At 61.6% G+C, this 16792-nt stretch carries 17 protein-coding genes and 1 rRNA gene; 14 read left to right on the forward strand and 4 right to left on the reverse strand.

Annotated features, from left to right (window positions below; all coding sequences use genetic code 11):
• Positions 1–127 precede the first annotated feature (127 nt).
• Together B0D78_RS07180 and B0D78_RS07185 are read left to right on the forward strand one after the other, a co-directional pair.
• Complete coding sequence (locus B0D78_RS07180) at positions 128–1213, forward strand: deacylase (protein WP_078016294.1); 1086 nt, start codon at positions 128–130, stop codon at positions 1211–1213.
• A gap of 177 nt (positions 1214–1390) precedes the next feature.
• Entirely contained in the window at positions 1391–2014 is a 624-nt protein-coding gene (locus tag B0D78_RS07185) for a hypothetical protein (RefSeq protein ID WP_078016295.1), read from the forward strand.
• A 65-nt stretch (positions 2015–2079) separates the two neighbouring features.
• Here B0D78_RS07185 and B0D78_RS13230 read toward each other — a convergent pair whose 3' ends face one another.
• Entirely contained in the window at positions 2080–2217 is a 138-nt protein-coding gene (locus B0D78_RS13230) for a hypothetical protein (RefSeq protein WP_205948272.1), read from the reverse strand.
• Positions 2218–2287: 70 nt separating this feature from the next.
• On the opposite strand from B0D78_RS13230, the gene B0D78_RS07190 reads away from it, so the two are divergent.
• The 4 genes from B0D78_RS07190 to hutH all read left to right on the forward strand — a co-directional run bounded on the left by B0D78_RS07190 (position 2288) and on the right by hutH (position 8208).
• Positions 2288–3043, forward strand: coding sequence for an IclR family transcriptional regulator (locus tag B0D78_RS07190; protein ID WP_158606341.1), 756 nt, complete (start codon positions 2288–2290; stop codon positions 3041–3043).
• Between the two features lie 22 nt (positions 3044–3065).
• Positions 3066–4316: an imidazolonepropionase gene (hutI, locus tag B0D78_RS07195; RefSeq protein ID WP_078016297.1), complete on the forward strand. Its 1251-nt coding sequence runs from the start codon at positions 3066–3068 to the stop codon at positions 4314–4316.
• 215 nt (positions 4317–4531) lie between these two features.
• Positions 4532–6577, forward strand: a complete 2046-nt coding sequence (locus tag B0D78_RS07200) for a urocanate hydratase (RefSeq protein WP_143521770.1) — start codon at positions 4532–4534, stop codon at positions 6575–6577.
• A 92-nt stretch (positions 6578–6669) separates the two neighbouring features.
• Positions 6670–8208, forward strand: coding sequence for a histidine ammonia-lyase (gene hutH / locus B0D78_RS07205; RefSeq protein WP_078016298.1), 1539 nt, complete (start codon positions 6670–6672; stop codon positions 8206–8208).
• Between the two features lie 278 nt (positions 8209–8486).
• On the opposite strand, the gene B0D78_RS07210 is transcribed toward hutH, so the two are convergent.
• On the reverse strand, positions 8487–9476 hold the full coding sequence (locus B0D78_RS07210) for an asparaginase (protein ID WP_078016299.1): 990 nt from the start codon (positions 9474–9476) through the stop codon (positions 8487–8489).
• Positions 9477–9478: 2 nt separating this feature from the next.
• Positions 9479–10153 carry a lactate utilization protein gene (locus B0D78_RS07215; protein ID WP_078016310.1) on the reverse strand — a complete coding sequence of 225 codons (675 nt, stop codon included), beginning with the start codon at positions 10151–10153 and terminating at the stop codon, positions 9479–9481.
• A gap of 351 nt (positions 10154–10504) precedes the next feature.
• Here B0D78_RS07215 and B0D78_RS07220 point away from each other — a divergent pair, with 351 nt between their 5' ends.
• From B0D78_RS07220 to B0D78_RS07255, 8 genes are all read left to right on the forward strand, one after another.
• On the forward strand, positions 10505–10852 hold the full coding sequence (locus B0D78_RS07220) for a sigma-70 family RNA polymerase sigma factor (protein WP_078016300.1): 348 nt from the start codon (positions 10505–10507) through the stop codon (positions 10850–10852).
• The gene (gene ffh, locus B0D78_RS07225) at positions 10845–12194 is read left to right on the forward strand and encodes a signal recognition particle protein (protein ID WP_078016301.1); all 1350 of its coding nucleotides are present in this window, start codon (positions 10845–10847) and stop codon (positions 12192–12194) included. The genes B0D78_RS07220 and ffh overlap by 8 nt, the downstream gene beginning before the upstream one ends.
• 68 nt (positions 12195–12262) lie before the next feature.
• A complete protein-coding gene (rpsP, locus tag B0D78_RS07230; RefSeq protein WP_009163513.1) occupies positions 12263–12529 on the forward strand; it encodes a 30S ribosomal protein S16 in 267 nt (88 codons plus the stop codon).
• Positions 12530–12534: 5 nt separating this feature from the next.
• Positions 12535–12801, forward strand: a complete 267-nt coding sequence (locus tag B0D78_RS07235) for a KH domain-containing protein (RefSeq protein ID WP_078016311.1) — start codon at positions 12535–12537, stop codon at positions 12799–12801.
• A 2-nt stretch (positions 12802–12803) separates the two neighbouring features.
• The gene (rimM, locus tag B0D78_RS07240) at positions 12804–13331 is read left to right on the forward strand and encodes a ribosome maturation factor RimM (protein WP_078016302.1); all 528 of its coding nucleotides are present in this window, start codon (positions 12804–12806) and stop codon (positions 13329–13331) included.
• Positions 13328–14470: a tRNA (guanosine(37)-N1)-methyltransferase TrmD gene (gene trmD, locus B0D78_RS07245; protein ID WP_078016303.1), complete on the forward strand. Its 1143-nt coding sequence runs from the start codon at positions 13328–13330 to the stop codon at positions 14468–14470. The genes rimM and trmD overlap by 4 nt, the downstream gene beginning before the upstream one ends.
• Before the next feature lie 30 nt (positions 14471–14500).
• Entirely contained in the window at positions 14501–14854 is a 354-nt protein-coding gene (rplS, locus tag B0D78_RS07250) for a 50S ribosomal protein L19 (RefSeq protein WP_009163509.1), read from the forward strand.
• A 498-nt stretch (positions 14855–15352) separates the two neighbouring features.
• Positions 15353–16357 carry a C45 family autoproteolytic acyltransferase/hydolase gene (locus B0D78_RS07255; RefSeq protein ID WP_078016304.1) on the forward strand — a complete coding sequence of 335 codons (1005 nt, stop codon included), beginning with the start codon at positions 15353–15355 and terminating at the stop codon, positions 16355–16357.
• 166 nt (positions 16358–16523) lie between these two features.
• On the opposite strand, the gene rrf is transcribed toward B0D78_RS07255, so the two are convergent.
• Positions 16524–16638 (reverse strand): 5S ribosomal RNA (gene rrf / locus B0D78_RS07260).
• Positions 16639–16792: the final 154 nt, after the last annotated feature.

Raw genomic sequence — 16792 nt, forward strand, 5'->3', positions numbered from 1 at the left:
CCGCTTTTAAGGTGCTTTTATTTTATCATCATCCGCGTAGAAAGTCGCAGACGTTGGTATAATGATCCCGGAAGAATAACGGCACAGCGTGGAATGCGGCAGCGAAATCCAACGGAGGGGGACAAAAATGGTCTGCACACGTTTTCAAAAATTTGCGGCAGCCGCCGGGATGGCGACGGTTTTAGCTCTGAACGGCGCGGCGGCGCGGGCGGCTTTTCGGCTGGACGTGCGGCCGGGATACGGCGTGACGGGGATCAAATGGCTTTCCGACTACAATCCCAATCTCAGAGGCACCGATTACGACACGGCGGTCTACGTGATGGAGGGCAAGAAGCCGGGCGCGACGGCGCTGATCCTGGCGGGGACGCATCCGCGCGAGATCGGCGGCGTGCTGACGGCGGAAGTTCTTCTCGAAAACGCGGAAGTCGAACAGGGCAAGCTGTTCGTCATCCCCTGCCTGAACGCCGCCGGCATGTCGGTGCCGGACGCGCTCGGGCAAGTGCCCCATCAGCTGCCGTTCGAAAGCCGCCAGGGCAAGCGCTGGCTGTATTACGGCGATCGCCGCATACCGCTGAAGAAAGGCGAGAGCGACCCCGAACATTTCGTCCACCCGCTCGGTTACGTTCACAAAGACGGCTCCGAATGGCGCAACGTCAACCGCAATTATCCCGGCGTCGCCGACGGAACGCCTGCGCAGATGGTGACGTTCGGCGTCATGGAGCTGATCCGCCGCGAAAAGCCCGGTTCCTGTCTCGACATGCACGAAGCGACCGCGCCGGAGGAAGTGTTCGATCCCCGCGACGGCAAAAAACATCCCGGCGGTTCGCTCTCTTACTCTCTGATCACTCATCCGAAATACCTCGAGCCATGCATCGAGATGATCCTGGAGCTCGAAGAGCGAGGCGTTTCTCTCAAGCCCAAACAGTCCGTCCCCGGCTTTCGGGGCATCTCCCACTACGAGATCGGCGAAGGGACGCCCTGCGTCCCGTTTCTCAGCGAAACGCCCAATCCGGCGATGAACGCGCATGCAGTCGGCGCCGATCCGCTCCGCGACGCCAGACATCCGCTCGAAGAGCGCGTCGGCATTACGGCGGAAGTGTTGAGAGTCTGGTTCGAAAAGTTTCCCGAACTGACCGGCGCGCCGCTGGCGGTGAACGGTCTGCCCTCCAAAAAGCAGATCGAAGCGCAGGGCGTGGGGGCGTGGCTGCAATAACGAAAGCGCGGCAGCGAAGGCGAAAACGGCGCGTTCGCAGACGGATTTTGGCCGCTTGCCGAGACCTTCCGCCCGTGTTATATTCTTTGTGATTTTAAAGCGTGGTCCGACGGAAGCCGGAAGAGGGCTTCGGGCGTCGAGAGAGAGAGACGAGAGCGACGAAAGGAGCGAATGAAGATGAAAAAGTTTGCACGCGTGATGGCAGCGTGCGCGCTGGCTGCCTGCGCCGCGGCCTCGGCCGGGGCGAAAACGCTGGATCCCGGCGCGGCGGAACTGAAAAGGATGAGCATCTTCCTGAGCAATTTCACCGAGCTGGGCTACTACGGCTTCGACGTGGGGGAAGACGGCAGCGACGGCCTGCTGCACATGAAGAGCGAAGAAGGTCTGGCCGAGCTGATCCGTTTCGGCGTCTGGCACAATTACGTGAACAACTTCAAAAGCCGCGTCAAACGCTGCGCCGACAAAAACTGCCCGTACGGCTCGCTGACGATCGACGGAAAATTCGTGGCCGAGACGGTGAAAAAGTATTTCGACATCGATCTGAAGAATCGCAACATGGAGGGTTCCGACTTCCATTACGACGGGAAACTCTACCACTTCGAGGGCGCCGACGGCGAGTCCGTCTATTACGCGCAGGTGAAGCAAGTCTTCGAAGAAGCCAGGATGCTGCGCATGACCGGCGATATCTACAACGTCGAGGACGAGAGCGACCGCCCCGCCACGTTCGAGGCCTGGGTCACGCCCAAGACCAAACAGCGGAACCGCTACACGATCCTGTCGCTGGAAACGCAGTGGAAGTGATTTTTTCAGAAAAACTCAACGAGGGAAGCTCTTTCGCGCCGCAGCGCGGAGGAACTTCCCTCATTTTAATGCAAAAATCCCGCCGGCATCGGGCCGGCCAGCCTCATCCGAATGGTACGGACCTGTGCCATTGAGCCGCCGCGCGCCAAATCATCGGCGCCGAATGAAGAAAATCTAAGTTTCTCTTTTTTCTCGATTGACAAGGGATATTTTTTTAGTATAGTTATATTAAACAATTTTTAAGACGGAGCGTCCCACTTTTGGAGGTTCATGATGGATTCGACAGGACAGCAGAGCAAAAACGACGCCGTGGGCAAAGTCATTCGCCTGATGGAGGCGCTGGTGCGCTCCGAACGGGTGACGAGCGTGCGCGATCTGGCTGCGGCGGCGGGCGTTCCGCGCAGTACGGCGCATCGTTTTCTGGCGGCGCTGGAATCCTACGGCTGGGCGGTTCAAGACGCCGAAAGCGGCGCCTACCGCGCCGGGCTTCGTTTCTTCCTGCTCAACCACCGCCCCGTGCTCTTCGAGGCGCTGGTACGCTGCGCCAGAGAGCCGATGCGGCGGCTTGTGGAACGCACGGGGAAAACCGCGATCCTGAGCGTGATCGAGGGCACGGGCGGCCTGTGCGTCCACACCGAAGAGCCGGAGATCGCCGTCAAGTTCGTGGCGCGCGAGGGCATGAGCGTGCCGCTCTGCGCCGGCGCCACGGGGCTGGTACTGCTGGCGTTCTGCGAGACGAGCCTGCGCGAGCGGATCCTGGCCTCGCCGCTGAAAATGCCCGACGGCTCGGCGGCCGACGCGCTACGGCTGCGGGAGCGCGTCGCCGGGATCCGGCGCGCGGGCTGCGCCCATTCGCGCGAAGAGTGGATGGCCAACGCCGAGGATCTGAGCGTGCCGCTGTACGACCGTCACGGCCATTTTGTGGCGCAGCTGGGCATCGCCGGCGTGGCGGGAACGTTCGGGAACTGGGAAGCCGATCTGCTGCCGGCGCTGAAAAGCGCGGCGGCAGAGATCGCTTCGTTGATGTAACGATTCAAAAGGAGGCGAAGGGATGAGCGGAAAACTGTTTTACAACACGGCGATCGCCACGCCGCTGATGGGCGGCGCGCCGGCGGCGGGGGCCGCGCAGGGGCGCGTCGCGTCGTGGGAGAAGGGCGCGCTGTTCGTCGAGGGCGGCCTGATCGCCGCCGTCGGCGACGAGGCGGAAGTGCGCGCGGCTCTCGCCGCGAAGGACGCGGAGATCGAAGAGGAGCGCGACTGCGAGGGCGCGGCGATGATCCCCGGCTTCGTCGATCCGCACACGCACATTTGCTTTGCGGCGCGGCGCGAAAAGGAATTCACGATGCGCCTGCAGGGCAAAACGTATCTGGAGATCCTCGGCGCGGGCGGCGGCATCCTTTCCAGCGTCAACGCCGTCAAGGCGGCCAGCGAGGAGGAACTGTTCGAGACCACGCGCGAGAACGTGCTCTCGGCCCTGAACTTCGGCACTACGACCATGGAAGTGAAAAGCGGTTACGGTCTGGACACCGCCGAAGAACTGAAAATGCTGCGCGTGATCGCCCGCCTCGGCGAGGAGACGCCGCTGGACATCGTGCCCACGTTCATGGGCGCTCACGCCGTGCCTGCGGAATACAAGGGGCGCGCCGACGATTTCGTCGATATTCTCGTCGATGAAATGCTGCCCGCCGTTAAAAAACAGGGCATCGCGCGCTACTGCGACGTGTTCTGCGAGACGGGCGTGTACACCGTGCCGCAAAGCCGCCGCATCCTCGAAGCGGCTCGCACGCTGGGCATGAAGCTGCGCATCCACGCCGACGAAGTGGACGACACGCAGGGCGCGGGGCTGGCGGCGGAACTGCGCGTCGCCTCGGCCGAACACCTGCTGGCGGCCAACGAAAAGAATCTCAGGGCCATGGCGGAAGCCGGCGTCATCGCCGATGTGCTGCCCGCCACGGCGTACAGCCTGCGCAAGCCCTATGCCGACGCGCGCCGCATGATCGCACTGGGCGTGCCCATGGCGCTGGCCACCGACTGCAACCCCGGCTCCTGCTTCTGCGAGTCGATGCCGTTCGTCTTCGGCCTGGCGGTGATGAACATGAACATGACCGTAGAAGAGGCGCTGACCGGCTGCACGCTCAACGCTGCTTGGTCCGTCGGCCTGCAGGACAGAGTCGGCAGCCTGGAGATCGGCAAACAGGCCGACTTTTTGCTGCTCGACGGCGATTCGCCGACGATCCTGGCTTATCACGCCGGCGTCAGTCCCGTCATGGAAGTGTACAAAAAAGGCGTTTACGTGGCGTAAAGACGCATCGAACGTTCTCGCGGAGACGTAGAAAAATAAAAAGCTGTCGGCCGCGAGGCAATTGGGTTGTTTTTGTTTGTCGTAAAACGTTCGTTCGCTTGATGGAAGTCCGTGGGGAAAAAGATCGGCAGGACGCGGTTCATCGGAAAAGGATTTTTCTCCGCTGTTCCGCTTCTCCGCGGGAGATCTTGTTTTATAAAAGGAGAGAAAAACACATGCAGGAGAATTTGCTCAACAGTGAAGCGATGGTCATCAAACTGGACGAGGTTCTGCCCGAATATCCCGAGTTCGCGGCGGGGATCCGCCGCGCCCCCGACCGCGGCTGGACGCTTTCGCAGTCCGAGACGGAGCTAGCGCTGCGCAACGCGCTGCGCTACGTGCCCGAGAAGTACCACGAGCAGCTGATCCCCGAGTTCATGGAAGAACTGCGCACGCGCGGCCGCATCTACGCCTACCGCTTCCGCCCCGCCGGCCGCATCTGGGGCCGCCCGATCGACACCTACGAGGGCAAGTGCCTGGCCGGCAAAGCTTTTCAGGTGATGATGGACAACAATCTCGACTTCGAGACGGCGCTCTATCCCTACGAACTCGTCACCTACGGCGAGACGGGGCAGGTCTGCCAGAACTGGCTGCAGTACCGCCTGATCCAGAAGTATCTGCGCGAGCTGACCGACGACACCACGCTGGTGCTCGAGAGCGGCCATCCCGTGGGACTGTTCGCCTCGCATCCCGGAGCGCCGCGCGTGATCCTCACCAACGGGCTGCTCGTCGGCCTGTTCGACAACCAGAAGGACTGGCACCGCGCCATGCAGCTGGGCGTCAGCAACTACGGCCAGATGACCGCCGGCGGCTGGATGTACATCGGGCCGCAGGGCATCGTACACGGCACCTTCAACACCGTGCTCAACGCCGCGCGCCTCAAGTTCGGCGTCGGGCCGCGCGACAATCTGGCCGGCATCCTTTACGTGACGTCGGGACTGGGCGGCATGAGCGGCGCGCAGCCCAAGGCCATCGAGATCGCCGGCGGCGTCGGCATCGTCGCCGAAGTCGATTATTCCCGCATCGAGACCCGCCACCGCCAAGGCTGGGTCGGCGAGATCACCGACAGCGCCGAAAAGGCCTTCCGAATGGCTCAGGAAGCGCTGGACGCCAAAAAGCCTCTTTCGATCGCCTATTACGGCAACGTCGTCACGCTGCTCGAGTACGCCGAGAGCCGCCATATCGCAATCCAGCTGCTTTCGGACCAGACTTCGTGCCACGCCGCTTACGAGGGCGGGTACTGCCCGGCGGATCTGACCTTCGAAGAGCGCACGAAAATGCTGCACGAGGATCCCGAAGAGTTCCGCAGGCACGTCGACGCCAGTCTGCGCCGTCATTTCGACGTGATCAAGAAGCTGGTCGACCGCGGCTCCTATTTCTTCGACTACGGCAACAGCTTCATGCGCGCCGTCTTCGACGCCGGCGTCACCGAGATCGCCAAGAACGGCAAAGACACCTACGAAGGCTTCATCTGGCCCAGCTACGTCGAAGACATCATGGGCCCCCATCTGTTCGACTACGGCTACGGTCCCTTCCGCTGGTGCTGCCTGAGCGGCAAACACGAAGACCTGCGCGCCACCGACGAGGCCGCCATGGCCTGCATCGACCCCGACCGCCGCAGCCAGGACTACGACAACTGGGTCTGGATCCGCGACGCCGAAAAGAACAACCTCGTCGTCGGCACGCAGTGCCGCATCCTCTATCAGGACGCCGAAGGACGCACCAACATCGCCCTCGCGTTCAACAAGCTCGTGCGCGAGGGCAAGATCGGCCCCGTCATGCTGGGGCGCGACCACCACGACGTTTCCGGCACCGACGGCCCCTTCCGCGAAACGGCCAACGTCAAAGACGGCAGCAACATCTGCGCCGACATGGCCACCAACACCTTCGCCGGCAACGCCGCCCGCGGCATGACGCTCTGCACGCTGCACAACGGCGGCGGCGTGGGCATCGGCAAGTGCATCAACGGCGGCTTCGGCCTGCTGCTCGACGGACGCCCCGAGACCGACGCGATCATCAGGTCGGCGATGATGTGGGACGTGCTCGGCGGCGTCGCGCGCCGCGCCTGGGCCCGCTGCGAACACGCCGAAGAGGTCAGCCGCGAAGTGAACGCCAAGTATCCCGGCAAGTACCACATCACGCTGCCGTACCACGTCGACGGCGACTCGGTGCGCCGCGCGGCCGAAGCGGCCTGCGCCCAAAGAGAACATCACGAAGCCTAGGCGCTTTTCGAAAAAAAACGGAACGTTAAACGAAAGAGCCGCCGCGAAGCCCGCGGCGGCCCGTCAAACCCAAACAATCAGGAGTGATCGCCATGAACCGCGCCAATCCCGTCGTCCTTACCGGCCGTAACCTGACCCTCGAACAACTGATCAACGTCTCGCGCTGCGGCGCTCCGGTGAAACTTTCCGCAGAGGCCGTCGGCCAGATCAACCGGGCGTCCGCCCTGATCGAGAACTGGGTCGCCGGCAACCGTATCGTCTACGGCGTGACGACGGGATTCGGCGATCTCGCCACCGTAAAAGTCGACGCCGCGCGCACCCGCTTGCTTCAGGAGAACCTGATCCGCAGCCACGCCGTCGGCGTCGGCGAACCACTGCCCGTCGACGTGGTGCGCGCCATAATGCTGCTGCGCCTCAACGGCCTGCTCTGCGGCCACTCCGGCATCACGCTGGAAACGCTGTCGCAGCTCGTCAACTTCCTCAATCTCGGCATCACGCCCATGGTGCCCGAGCAGGGTTCCGTCGGCGCGTCGGGCGATCTCTGCCCGCTGTCGCACATCGCCGCCGCCATGCTCGGCGAAGGCGACGTGTTCTATCAGAACCGGCGCATGACCGCGCTCGATGCCATGAAGCTGACGGGACTCAACCCCGTGTCCCTGCATCCCAAAGAAGGGCTGGCGCTCAACAACGGCACCGCGGCGCTGACCGGACTCGGCGCGTTGGCGCTGTACGACGCGCTGAAACTCGAAAAGAACGCCGACATCGTCGGCGCCCTGTCGCTGGAAGCGCTGCACGGCGTACCCTACGCCTTCGACGCCCGCACCCACGCGCTGCGCCCCCACAGCGGCCAGATCGCCGTGGCGCAGAACATCCGCCGACTCATCGAAGGCAGCGAGATCATCGACAAGTACAAAGGCTCCCGCGTGCAGGACGCCTATTCGCTGCGCTGCATGCCCCAGGTGCACGGCGCCAGCCGCGACGCGCTGGATTACGTGAAGTCGAAGATCGAGATCGAGATGAACTCCGTCACCGACAACCCGCTGATCTTCCCCGACGACGAGGCGGCGCTCAGCGGCGGCAACTTCCACGGCCAGCCCATCGCCCTCGCCATGGACTTTTTCGCTATCGCCGTTTCCGAATTCGGCAGCATCTCCGAGCGCCGCAGCGCCCGCATGGTCGACAAAAGCCTCTCCAACGGCCTGCCGCCCTTCCTGATCGACGACAGCGGCGTCAACAGCGGCTTCATGATCACCCAGTACACCCAGGCCGCCGTGGCCTCGGAGAACAAGACGCTGACCCACCCCGCCTGCGTCGACTCCATCCCCACCTCCGCCAATCAGGAAGACCACGTCTCCATGGGCTATTGGAGCTCGCTCAAGGCTGCGCGCGTGCTGCGCAACGTGGAAAAGATCCTCGGCATCGAAGCCATGGCCGCCTGCCAGGGCGTCGACTTCTCGCTGCCGCTCAGTCTCGGCCGCGGCACGAAAGCCGCCTACGAAGCCTTCCGCGCCCAGATCCCCTTCCTCGAAAAAGACCACTTCATCCATCCGCTCATGACCCAAGCCATCGACTTCGTCCGCAGTGGCGCTCTGATCGAAGCCGTCGAGAACGCCATCGGCGAGTTGAACTGATTGTCCGACAAGATCATCGCTCATACTATTTCTCAATTAAAAAGCCGAACGCAGGGGCGCTGCGAGGGAGTTCCAAGCGACTGAACTCCCCCGCAGCGCTCAGAAAATTACGTTTACACTTTCTATCAAGAATCAATGTAACTCGCCGCTTCCCAAAATCCCAACGTCTGCGCATGAAGCGCGCTCCCCCGTCAGCAGGACGAACAAGGCGCCGGAAGAAAAATCTTCCGGCGCCTTGTTCGTCCTGCTGTTTTCTCAAGAGCAAACGTCATTTTTCGTCACTGGTCCAACAGATATTTCTGCAGCTCTTCGCCCTTCAGATTTGCGCCAATGCCGACGGCCAACTTGAGGCGCGCCTGCAAGGGAGAAAGGAAGCCGCCGTCCATGACGCCGAACTCCTTCAGCTTCAGGAAGGCTCCCTCGAAGGAAGAATCCTCCATCACACAGCCCCGCAGGCAGCGCGACACGACCACCACGGGGACGCCGTCGCGCACAAGGGCCTTCAGGTAAGGGACCCAGGCGGGATAGACATGGCCGCCGCCGAAGCCGGCGATGACAAGGCCGTCGAGGGGATTGCCCTCGTCGCCGGTGAGCAGCTGCAGAAAACGTTCCCCGGCGCCCAGCGAAGCGTAGAGCAGCTCCACATTGCGGGCCGGCGTAAACGGCGCGTCAAAAATTTTGCTGCGCTTGGGAGCCTGCCAGAGATGGACCTTGCCGGCGACAATGGCGCCGATGGCGCCGCGGAAATTGCCCGAGAAACCGAGACGGCCGTAGTCGGCATACTCAACGATATCGGAAGCCGCAAAAAGCTGTCCGCCGGCGCAGACCAGCACGCCCTGCCCCCACGCTTCGCGCGACAGGGCGGTGAGCAGCGCCTCGTTCAGCACGGTCAGCGCGTCGCTGCCGGGAACACCCGCCGGCGCATGAGTCGCGGCAAATATCAGCGGCTGCGGATACACCCAGAGCAGATCGGCCAGATAGGCCATCTCCTCCACGGCGTCGGAGCCGCAGAAGACGACGACGGCATGAGCGCCCGCTTCGACCTGCTGGCTCAACAGTTCGACGAGGTCGGCCGTCATGCGCACCGAATAATGACTGCTGGGCTGATGGCTCCAGTCCACCAGGCGCACCGCTCCCGCCAGCTCGGGCGAAATCCACGACTGGATCGTCTCCGCCGAAACCGGCTGCTGCGAGGTGACGATGCCGTCGGCCAGTCCCATGGAGATTTCGCCGCCGGCGATGACAAGTGAAATATTCTGATCTGCCATTCTCAATACCCCAATTCTTCGCCTACGAGAACCACGTAGGATTTCCTGCCGTCTGGCATGGTCGGCGCCTGCTCCATGATCAGCACGGCGCGGCAGAGGCTGTCGGGACCGAGACAGCCTTTCTCGTCATGACAGCCCATGACGGCGCAGGGCGTCTTGCTCTTGAGCCGCAGCGCGTTGGGCGGCGCAGCGCGGTCGCGCACACGCGCAAGGGCGCTTGCCACGTCGGGACAGACCTTGTTCATGCCGACGACGTAGATCCGGTCGCCGCGGCTCCAGCACATGGCCGCCACGCGATTGCCGGAACCGTCGATATTGACGAGCACGCCGTCTTTGGTGATCGCGTTGGAACTGGCGAGAAAGACGTCGCACTGCGCTTCTTCAAAACGCGCTTCCAGCTTCTCCGCCGCCGTCGCCTTCGGATCCCAGTGCTGCACCACCTTGTGCCCGCGCCCCCGCAGCGCTTCGACGGCGCCGATCTCGCGAATCGTCACGGAGCCGGGGATCCCCACGCTGGCGCCGGCGGGGATCAGGTCCAGAACCTTTTCCAGAGCTTCCGACGCGGTCGCGGCGTAAAAGGGAACGTGCCCCCGTCGGACCAGATGCTTCTCCATGCTCACCGCAAGATGGCGGTAGTTGTCTCGCACAGCCTCATTCATCGTCGTTTCAGTCTTCATTTTCTCCTCCAGTTCGGGCTCGGCGAAGCGTTCGCTCTGCCTCAGCCCATGGCGCAAACGCGTTCGTTTTTCCACATTCAAACGCGAAACAAAAAAAGATTAAAAACAGAGCCGAGCTTATTTTATCATACCTATCCCCGCAGAAAAAGAGAATTCTTGCCCGCCGAAATGCAAAAATCAAATCCCGCCTCCCGGCAACCGGCACAATCATCTCAGAGGAAGCCGCACGATGAAGAAAACGGGGACAGCGAACACAACCTTTCTCGGATCCCTCACGGGTCAAGCAAAACATCTTGACACCCTCGTTACGATCGCTTATAATGCTCGCGTCGCGAAGGGAGTGGGGACAGAGTGAGCGAAAACGAAGTGCTGGAACGGCGCATTCAGCTTTCGCGGCTGTACGATCTCTACGGGCCGCTCCTCACGGAACGGCAGCGCCGCGTCTACGAAATGCACGAGCTCGACGATCTCTCGCTCTCGGAGATCGCCGACGATCTGGGGATCAGCCGTCAGGGCGTTTCCGACCAGCTGCAGCGGGCACGCGACCGCCTCGACGAGATCGAAACGCTGCTCGGCCACGCCGAGAGCTTTCGCCGTATCGAGGAGGAAGCCCGCGCCATCTGCGGCGGCGAAAATCCCCAACAGCACGCCGCGGCCATTGTCGAGGCGTGCGCCGGAAGGACGATGAATCATGTTTGACTCGCTCAAAGAACGGCTGGAAAGCATTTTCAGCGGACTGCGCGGCCGCGGCAAGCTGACCGAAGAAGACGTTCAGCAGGCTCTGCGCGAAGTTCGCCGCGCCCTTCTCGAAGCCGACGTCAACTACAAAGTCGTCAAGGACCTGGTCGAAAAGATCCGCGTCCGCGCCGTCGGCGCCGAGGTGCTCGAGTCGATCATGCCCGCCCAGCAGGTCGCCGCCGTCGTCTACGAAGAGATCGCCCGCATCATGGGCGAAGGCAGCCGCGGCATCGACATCGCCTCCCAGCCTCCGACGCTGGTGATGATGGTCGGACTTCAGGGCGGCGGCAAAACGACGAGCAGCGCCAAGCTCGCCAAAAAGCTGAGCAAGAGCCACAAGCCCATGCTCGTCGCCTGCGACCTGCGCCGCCCCGCCGCGGTGGATCAGCTGCGCGTGCTGGCCGGCCAGGCCGGCGTCGCCTTCTTCGGCCCCGAAGCCGGCGAGACCGACGTCGTGGCGCTCTCCCAACGGGCTCTCGCCTACGCCGCCTCGCACCTGATCGACGTCCTCGTCTTCGACACGGCCGGACGTCTCGCCGTCGACGAGGAGATGATGGCCGAGCTCGACCGCATGAAAGCGGCGCTCGATCCGCACGAAATCCTTCTGGTCGTCGACGCCATGTCGGGACAGGAAGCCCTGAACGTGGCCGAAGCCTTCAACAAACGCCTCGGCGTCACCGGCGTCGTGCTCAGCAAGCTCGACGGCGACGCCCGCGGCGGAGCGGCTCTGGCCGTGCTGGCCGCTACCGGCGTGCCGGTCAAATTCGCCGGCGTCGGCGAAGGACTCGACGCCATCGAGCAGTTCGATCCCCGCCGCATGGCCGAACGCATCATGGGCATGGGCGACATGGCCGGCCTGGTGGAAAAGATCAAGGAGGCCGCGACCGAAACCGACATCCGGCAGATGGCGCAGAGCTTCAAAAAGCAGCGCTTCACGATGGACGACCTGCTCGCGCAGTTCGCTCAGGTCGAGAAGATGGGCCCGCTCGACAAGGTGATGGAGATGCTGCCCGGCGCGATCACCAGCAAAATGAAGGATCTGCCGTCGGAAGCGTTGGACGACAAGCGCCTGCTGCGCATGAAAGCCATCATCCAGTCCATGACGAAGGCCGAGCGCCGCGATCCCTCGATCATCAAGGGCAGCCGCCGGCGCCGCATCGCCGAAGGCTCGGGCACCACGGTGCAGATGGTCAACCAGCTGCTGAAGCAGTTCGAGCAGATGAGCGAGTTGTGGAAGCGCTTCGGCAAGATGGGCAAAAAAAGAGGCCTCATGGGAGGTCTGGGCGGCATGTTCCGCCGCTGAAAAACCGCAGAAAATCCCCAAACGGGATTTTTTATAAACGACAAATTGTCTCAGGAGGTGTTGCAGAAATGGCAGTAAGAATTCGTCTTTCACGTCACGGCCGCAAAAAGGTCCCCTTCTATCGTCTCGTGGTGGCCGACTCCCACAGCCCCCGCGACGGCCGCTTCATCGAGGAGCTCGGCACGTACGATCCCATGAAGGATCCCGCCGAGATCAAGATCAACGAGGAGTCCGCCGTGAAGTGGCTCCGCAACGGCGCTCTTCCGTCCGACACGGCCCGCGCTCTTCTCAAGAAGGCCGGCGTCTGGGCCAAGTTCTCCGAGAAAGCCGAGTGACGCCCATGGATTATCAGAACCTCGTCAAGACTATCGCCGTCTCGCTCGTGACCAAGCCCGAAGCGGTTGAAGTCAGCGCCGAAAAGGACGCCGAAGGCGTCCTCCGCGTGCTGATCCACGTCGCCGAAGAAGACACCGGCCGCGTCATCGGCCGCCGCGGCGCCACCATCAACGCCATTCGTCAGATCGTCCGCGTCTCCTCCGTCAAGGGCGGAGACAGCGTCGAAGTCGACGTCGCCGAGACCGGCGACAGGAACGCCGACGCCGAATAACGATGCCTGACACCGTCAGAGTCGTCATCGGACAGGTCCAGGGTACTCACGGCCTTCGCGGCGAGCTCAAGATCCGGCCGCTCACCGATTTTCCCGAGCGTTTTTTCGATATGGAGAGCCTCAGCTTCTACCGTGACGGAAAATGCGCGGGGAGCTATCGCGTGGAAGGCATGCGCGACGCGCTGACGCGCGGTTATTTTCTGGCCGCGCTGGAAGGCGTCGACACCATCGAGCGGGCCGAACTTCTGCGCGGCTGCTCCGTGGAGATCGCCTCGGACGAGCGCATGCCGCTAGCGCCTGGCGAGTTCTGGATCAGCGACCTGATCGGCCTTGACGCGTGCGACGACCAGGGGCGCAAGCTCGGCGTCGTCAAAGACATCGTCGACAGCGGAGCCTCTCAGCTCGTCGTCGTTAGAGATCCCGACGGCAAGGATCACCTGATCCCCGCCGCGCCGGAATTCCTCCGCGACGCCGACCTGAAAGCGCGCCGCGTCACGCTCCGTTTGATCGAAGGACTGTGGGAACTGTGAAAGTCACCGTCGTCACCGCGTTTCCCGATTTTCTCGACAGCTTCGCGCGCACCAGCATCGTCGGCCGCGCCGTGGAAAAAGGGCTGATCGACGTGGAGATCGTGAACCTGCGCGACTTTGCGCAGGGCAATTACCGGCAGATCGACGATTACAGCTTCGGCGGCAAAGGCGGCATGACCCTCATGCCCGAAGTGCTGGAGCGGGCGCTGCATTCCGTCCGCGGCGAAAGGACGAAAGTTCTCTTCCCCACGCCCGTCGGCGCCGTGCTGACGCAGGACCTCGTCGAAGCGCTTGCGCGCGAAGAACATCTTGCGATCTTCTGCGGCCATTACGAAGGACTGGACGAGCGTTTCGTCGAGAAGTACGTCGATCTGGAATACTCCATCGGCGATTACGTCCTCACCGGCGGCGAGATCCCCGCCATGACGCTGATCGACGCGCTCTCGCGCCTCGTTCCCGGCGTCGTCGGCAAAGAGCTTTCCGTCGCCGACGACTCGTTCTACAACGGCATGCTCGACACGCCCCACTTCACCCGCCCCGCCGTCTGGCAGGGCATGGAAGTCCCCGCCGAACTCACGTCCGGCGACGACGCCCAGATCGAGAAATGGCGCCGACGCGCCGCGGCCGGCCGCACGCTCTCGCGCCGTCCCGATCTGCTCAGCCGCGCCAACGTGATGGACTATCTGCAAGACGAAGTGTATCTTGGTCTTTCAATCGATCCCACCGCGCCGGAACTGGCCGCCGAACTCGCGCAGATCGTTCAAACCGCAAAAGCCTACGGCCTCGCGCGCGTGATCGCCGCGCCGCAGAAGTGCGAAGACTTTGACGCGCTCCGCAGCCGGCTGTCCGAAGTTCCCGAAATCAAGTGCGTCCCCTCCGTCAGCCGCATGGCGGAGTGGGTCGCGAGAAAAAAACATGGCCCGCTCCTCACCATCGCCGTGCAGATCCCTTCAGGCATCCCATGGATGGAAGCCAAACGGCAAATGGTCGGAGCGTCCGGTCCCGCGCTGATCCTTTTCGGCGCCGCGCCGGCGCAAGGCCGCGTCATCGCCATGCGGCCCCAGGAGACTACCGGTGGAGAACTGCCTCGCACCGCTCTGATCTCCGCTACGCTGGACCGGTTTTTCGGTTCCAGATAAAACACCCGACAAACAGGGAGGTAATGCAGTATGGATCCCAGAGTAAAACTCGTTGAGCAGAAATACATGAAGCCGGAGGGCGAAATCCCCGCCTTCCGCGCGGGCGACACCGTGCGCGTTTCCGTCAAGGTCAAGGAAGGCGCCCGCGAGCGTCTTCAGGCCTTCGAAGGCATCGTTATCGCCCGCAAGCACGGCGGCATCGGCGAAAGCTTCACCGTCCGCAAGATCAGCAACGGCGTCGGCGTGGAGAGGATTTTCCCCCTTCACTGCCCCAGCGTCGCCCAGATCGAAGTCAAGCGCCTCGGCCGCGTCCGTCGCGCCAAGCTGTACTATCTGCGCAAGCTCAGCGGCAAGAGCGCCCGCATCAAAGAGCGCCGCGCTTAATATCTTCGTAGAGGCATTGAGCTTAGTAACGGAAAAAGAGTTCTTTCGGGCGGTTTTACACCGTCAGAAAGAACTCTTTTTTATATCCGCGCATTCCCTAGATTACTCCACATTCCACAGCAACACATTCGGATTGTCTGGACTGGGATACCCCTTCGTCTTGCCCGTCATCTTGAGGACATCGAACTTTCACCCTGAGAGCACACAGACGATTATCCCGATAGTCGTAGTTCAGCGGCCGCACATACGGCTCCCCGCCGTCGATCATCGCCGTCTTCAGAATCAGCGTCTTGCGGAGAATCGATTCGGGGAAAGCATTCAATACCGTCGGCAGAATCTCAAGCGCCGCGCAAACAATTTCGTTTCGTCCTCTGGATCACGTGCGCAGCGCGTAAATTATAAAACCGCAGAGGCATTGACATAAAATTTTTATTCCACTATCCTTCTGTTCAGGAGTTGCCGGCAGCCCCTTATTACAAAAATAAGGAGCGCAATCTCATGAATCATGAAATATTCTCGGGAACGCATTACAATATCGGCCGTCAGTGGGGACAAAAACTGGCGCAGCGAAACGTTTCACTCCTCTCTCAGATTCCCTTTCCGCTTTCCGAAGAAGCAGGAAACTTCGCTTCGGCCTGTCTGCCCGTTTATCAAAAATTTTTTCCGGAAATCCTCGATGAAATCCAAGGCGTCGCGGATGGGCAAGACTGTTCCCCCGAAAAGCTGCGGACGCTTCTGTTCAGCCTCTATTCGATAGCGCCGGGCGCCAACTGTTCCTGCTTTGCGCTGTCGGGCAAAGGACAGATCCTGCTTGGCCGCAACAGCGATTTCTTCTCGGAGCTCAAAGAACAAAATATGAACGTCATTTACGACGTTCCCGCCGCCTCGCAGGGCTTCACCGCGAACACGACCAGCTTCATACAGATGGAAGACGGCGTCAACCGCCTCGGTCTTGCCGTCGGTCTTACCTCGGTTCTGCCGCGACGCATAAAGCCGGGAATGAACGCGGGACTGCTGCTGCGCTTCTTTCTGGAAAAATGCCGTAACGTCGACGACATGCTTCAAAGCATTGCCAAGATCCCCATCAGCTCTTCACAAACCTTCACCGCCGCCGATCCATCGGGCAGAATCGCTTTGATCGAATGCAGCTCCGAACACGTGAGCGTCAGTTCCACCCCTCTACCGCAGAACTTTCTCTGCGCCGTCAACAGTTTTCATATGAGCCCAATGGACAGCCTCCAGAAAGCCGCGGCCGAAGAGTGGTCCTCGGAACGCCGATATCGGACGATGAGAGATTCCCTCATAAAGGGGCGCGTCACCGACGCCTCTTCCGCCCAAAAACTGTTGAGCGGCAAACACGGCTTTCTGAGTCAGTATCCCCCCAGTACAGGCAAAGATACCGTCTGGTCCGTCGTCTACGATCTCGCAAACAGAAAAATCTACCGCGCCGAAGGCAATCCGCAGCGTTGTCCTTTCCGTCACGATCAGCGATTCCCGCTTTAAGAAAAAAGAGCCAAAAAAGGCCGGCCCGCGGCGGGAAGGATTTTCCGCAGCGGGCCGGCGATTTTTGAACGAAGATTTTTAAGCGAAGATTTTCGAGCGGAGAAAGGAAGAGAAAAAGAGAAGAAGGAAGAAGAAGAAGGAAGAAGTAAGGAAGAAAAAACAGAGACACGGGCGACGACCTACTCTCCCGCGAAGCGAATCGCAGTACCATCGGCGCGTGAGGGCTTAACTGCCGGGTTCGGCATGGGACCGGGTGGACCCCCTCCGCTTTTATCACCAGTATCTCTGTTCAATTCGACTTCCGCAACTGCCATGGACGCGTCCACAGTCAGTGCGAAAGCGAAACCTTTTCGTTGTTCTTTTTTCGTTTCTCTTTTTCGTTTCTTCTTTTCGTTTCTCTTCTCTCGAACAGCACGAAACTGAAACAGGTTAAGG

The sequence above is a fragment of the Pyramidobacter sp. C12-8 genome (genome assembly GCF_002007215.1).
Taxonomy (GTDB): Bacteria; Synergistota; Synergistia; order Synergistales; family Dethiosulfovibrionaceae; genus Pyramidobacter.

Coding starts and splice junctions, on each gene's coding strand:
- rpsP (WP_009163513.1), top strand. CDS start 12,263: ATGGCAGTAAGAATTCGTCTTTCACGTCACGGCCGCAAAAAGGTCCCC.
- B0D78_RS07210 (WP_078016299.1), bottom strand. CDS start 9,476: ATGGCAGATCAGAATATTTCACTTGTCATCGCCGGCGGCGAAATCTCC.
- rplS (WP_009163509.1), top strand. CDS start 14,501: ATGGATCCCAGAGTAAAACTCGTTGAGCAGAAATACATGAAGCCGGAG.
- B0D78_RS07180 (WP_078016294.1), top strand. CDS start 128: ATGGTCTGCACACGTTTTCAAAAATTTGCGGCAGCCGCCGGGATGGCG.
- B0D78_RS07235 (WP_078016311.1), top strand. CDS start 12,535: ATGGATTATCAGAACCTCGTCAAGACTATCGCCGTCTCGCTCGTGACC.
- B0D78_RS07185 (WP_078016295.1), top strand. CDS start 1,391: ATGAAAAAGTTTGCACGCGTGATGGCAGCGTGCGCGCTGGCTGCCTGC.
- B0D78_RS07215 (WP_078016310.1), bottom strand. CDS start 10,153: ATGAAGACTGAAACGACGATGAATGAGGCTGTGCGAGACAACTACCGC.
- hutI (WP_078016297.1), top strand. CDS start 3,066: ATGAGCGGAAAACTGTTTTACAACACGGCGATCGCCACGCCGCTGATG.
- B0D78_RS07200 (WP_143521770.1), top strand. CDS start 4,532: ATGCAGGAGAATTTGCTCAACAGTGAAGCGATGGTCATCAAACTGGAC.
- ffh (WP_078016301.1), top strand. CDS start 10,845: ATGTTTGACTCGCTCAAAGAACGGCTGGAAAGCATTTTCAGCGGACTG.
- hutH (WP_078016298.1), top strand. CDS start 6,670: ATGAACCGCGCCAATCCCGTCGTCCTTACCGGCCGTAACCTGACCCTC.
- B0D78_RS07255 (WP_078016304.1), top strand. CDS start 15,353: ATGAATCATGAAATATTCTCGGGAACGCATTACAATATCGGCCGTCAG.
- rimM (WP_078016302.1), top strand. CDS start 12,804: ATGCCTGACACCGTCAGAGTCGTCATCGGACAGGTCCAGGGTACTCAC.
- B0D78_RS07190 (WP_158606341.1), top strand. CDS start 2,288: ATGGATTCGACAGGACAGCAGAGCAAAAACGACGCCGTGGGCAAAGTC.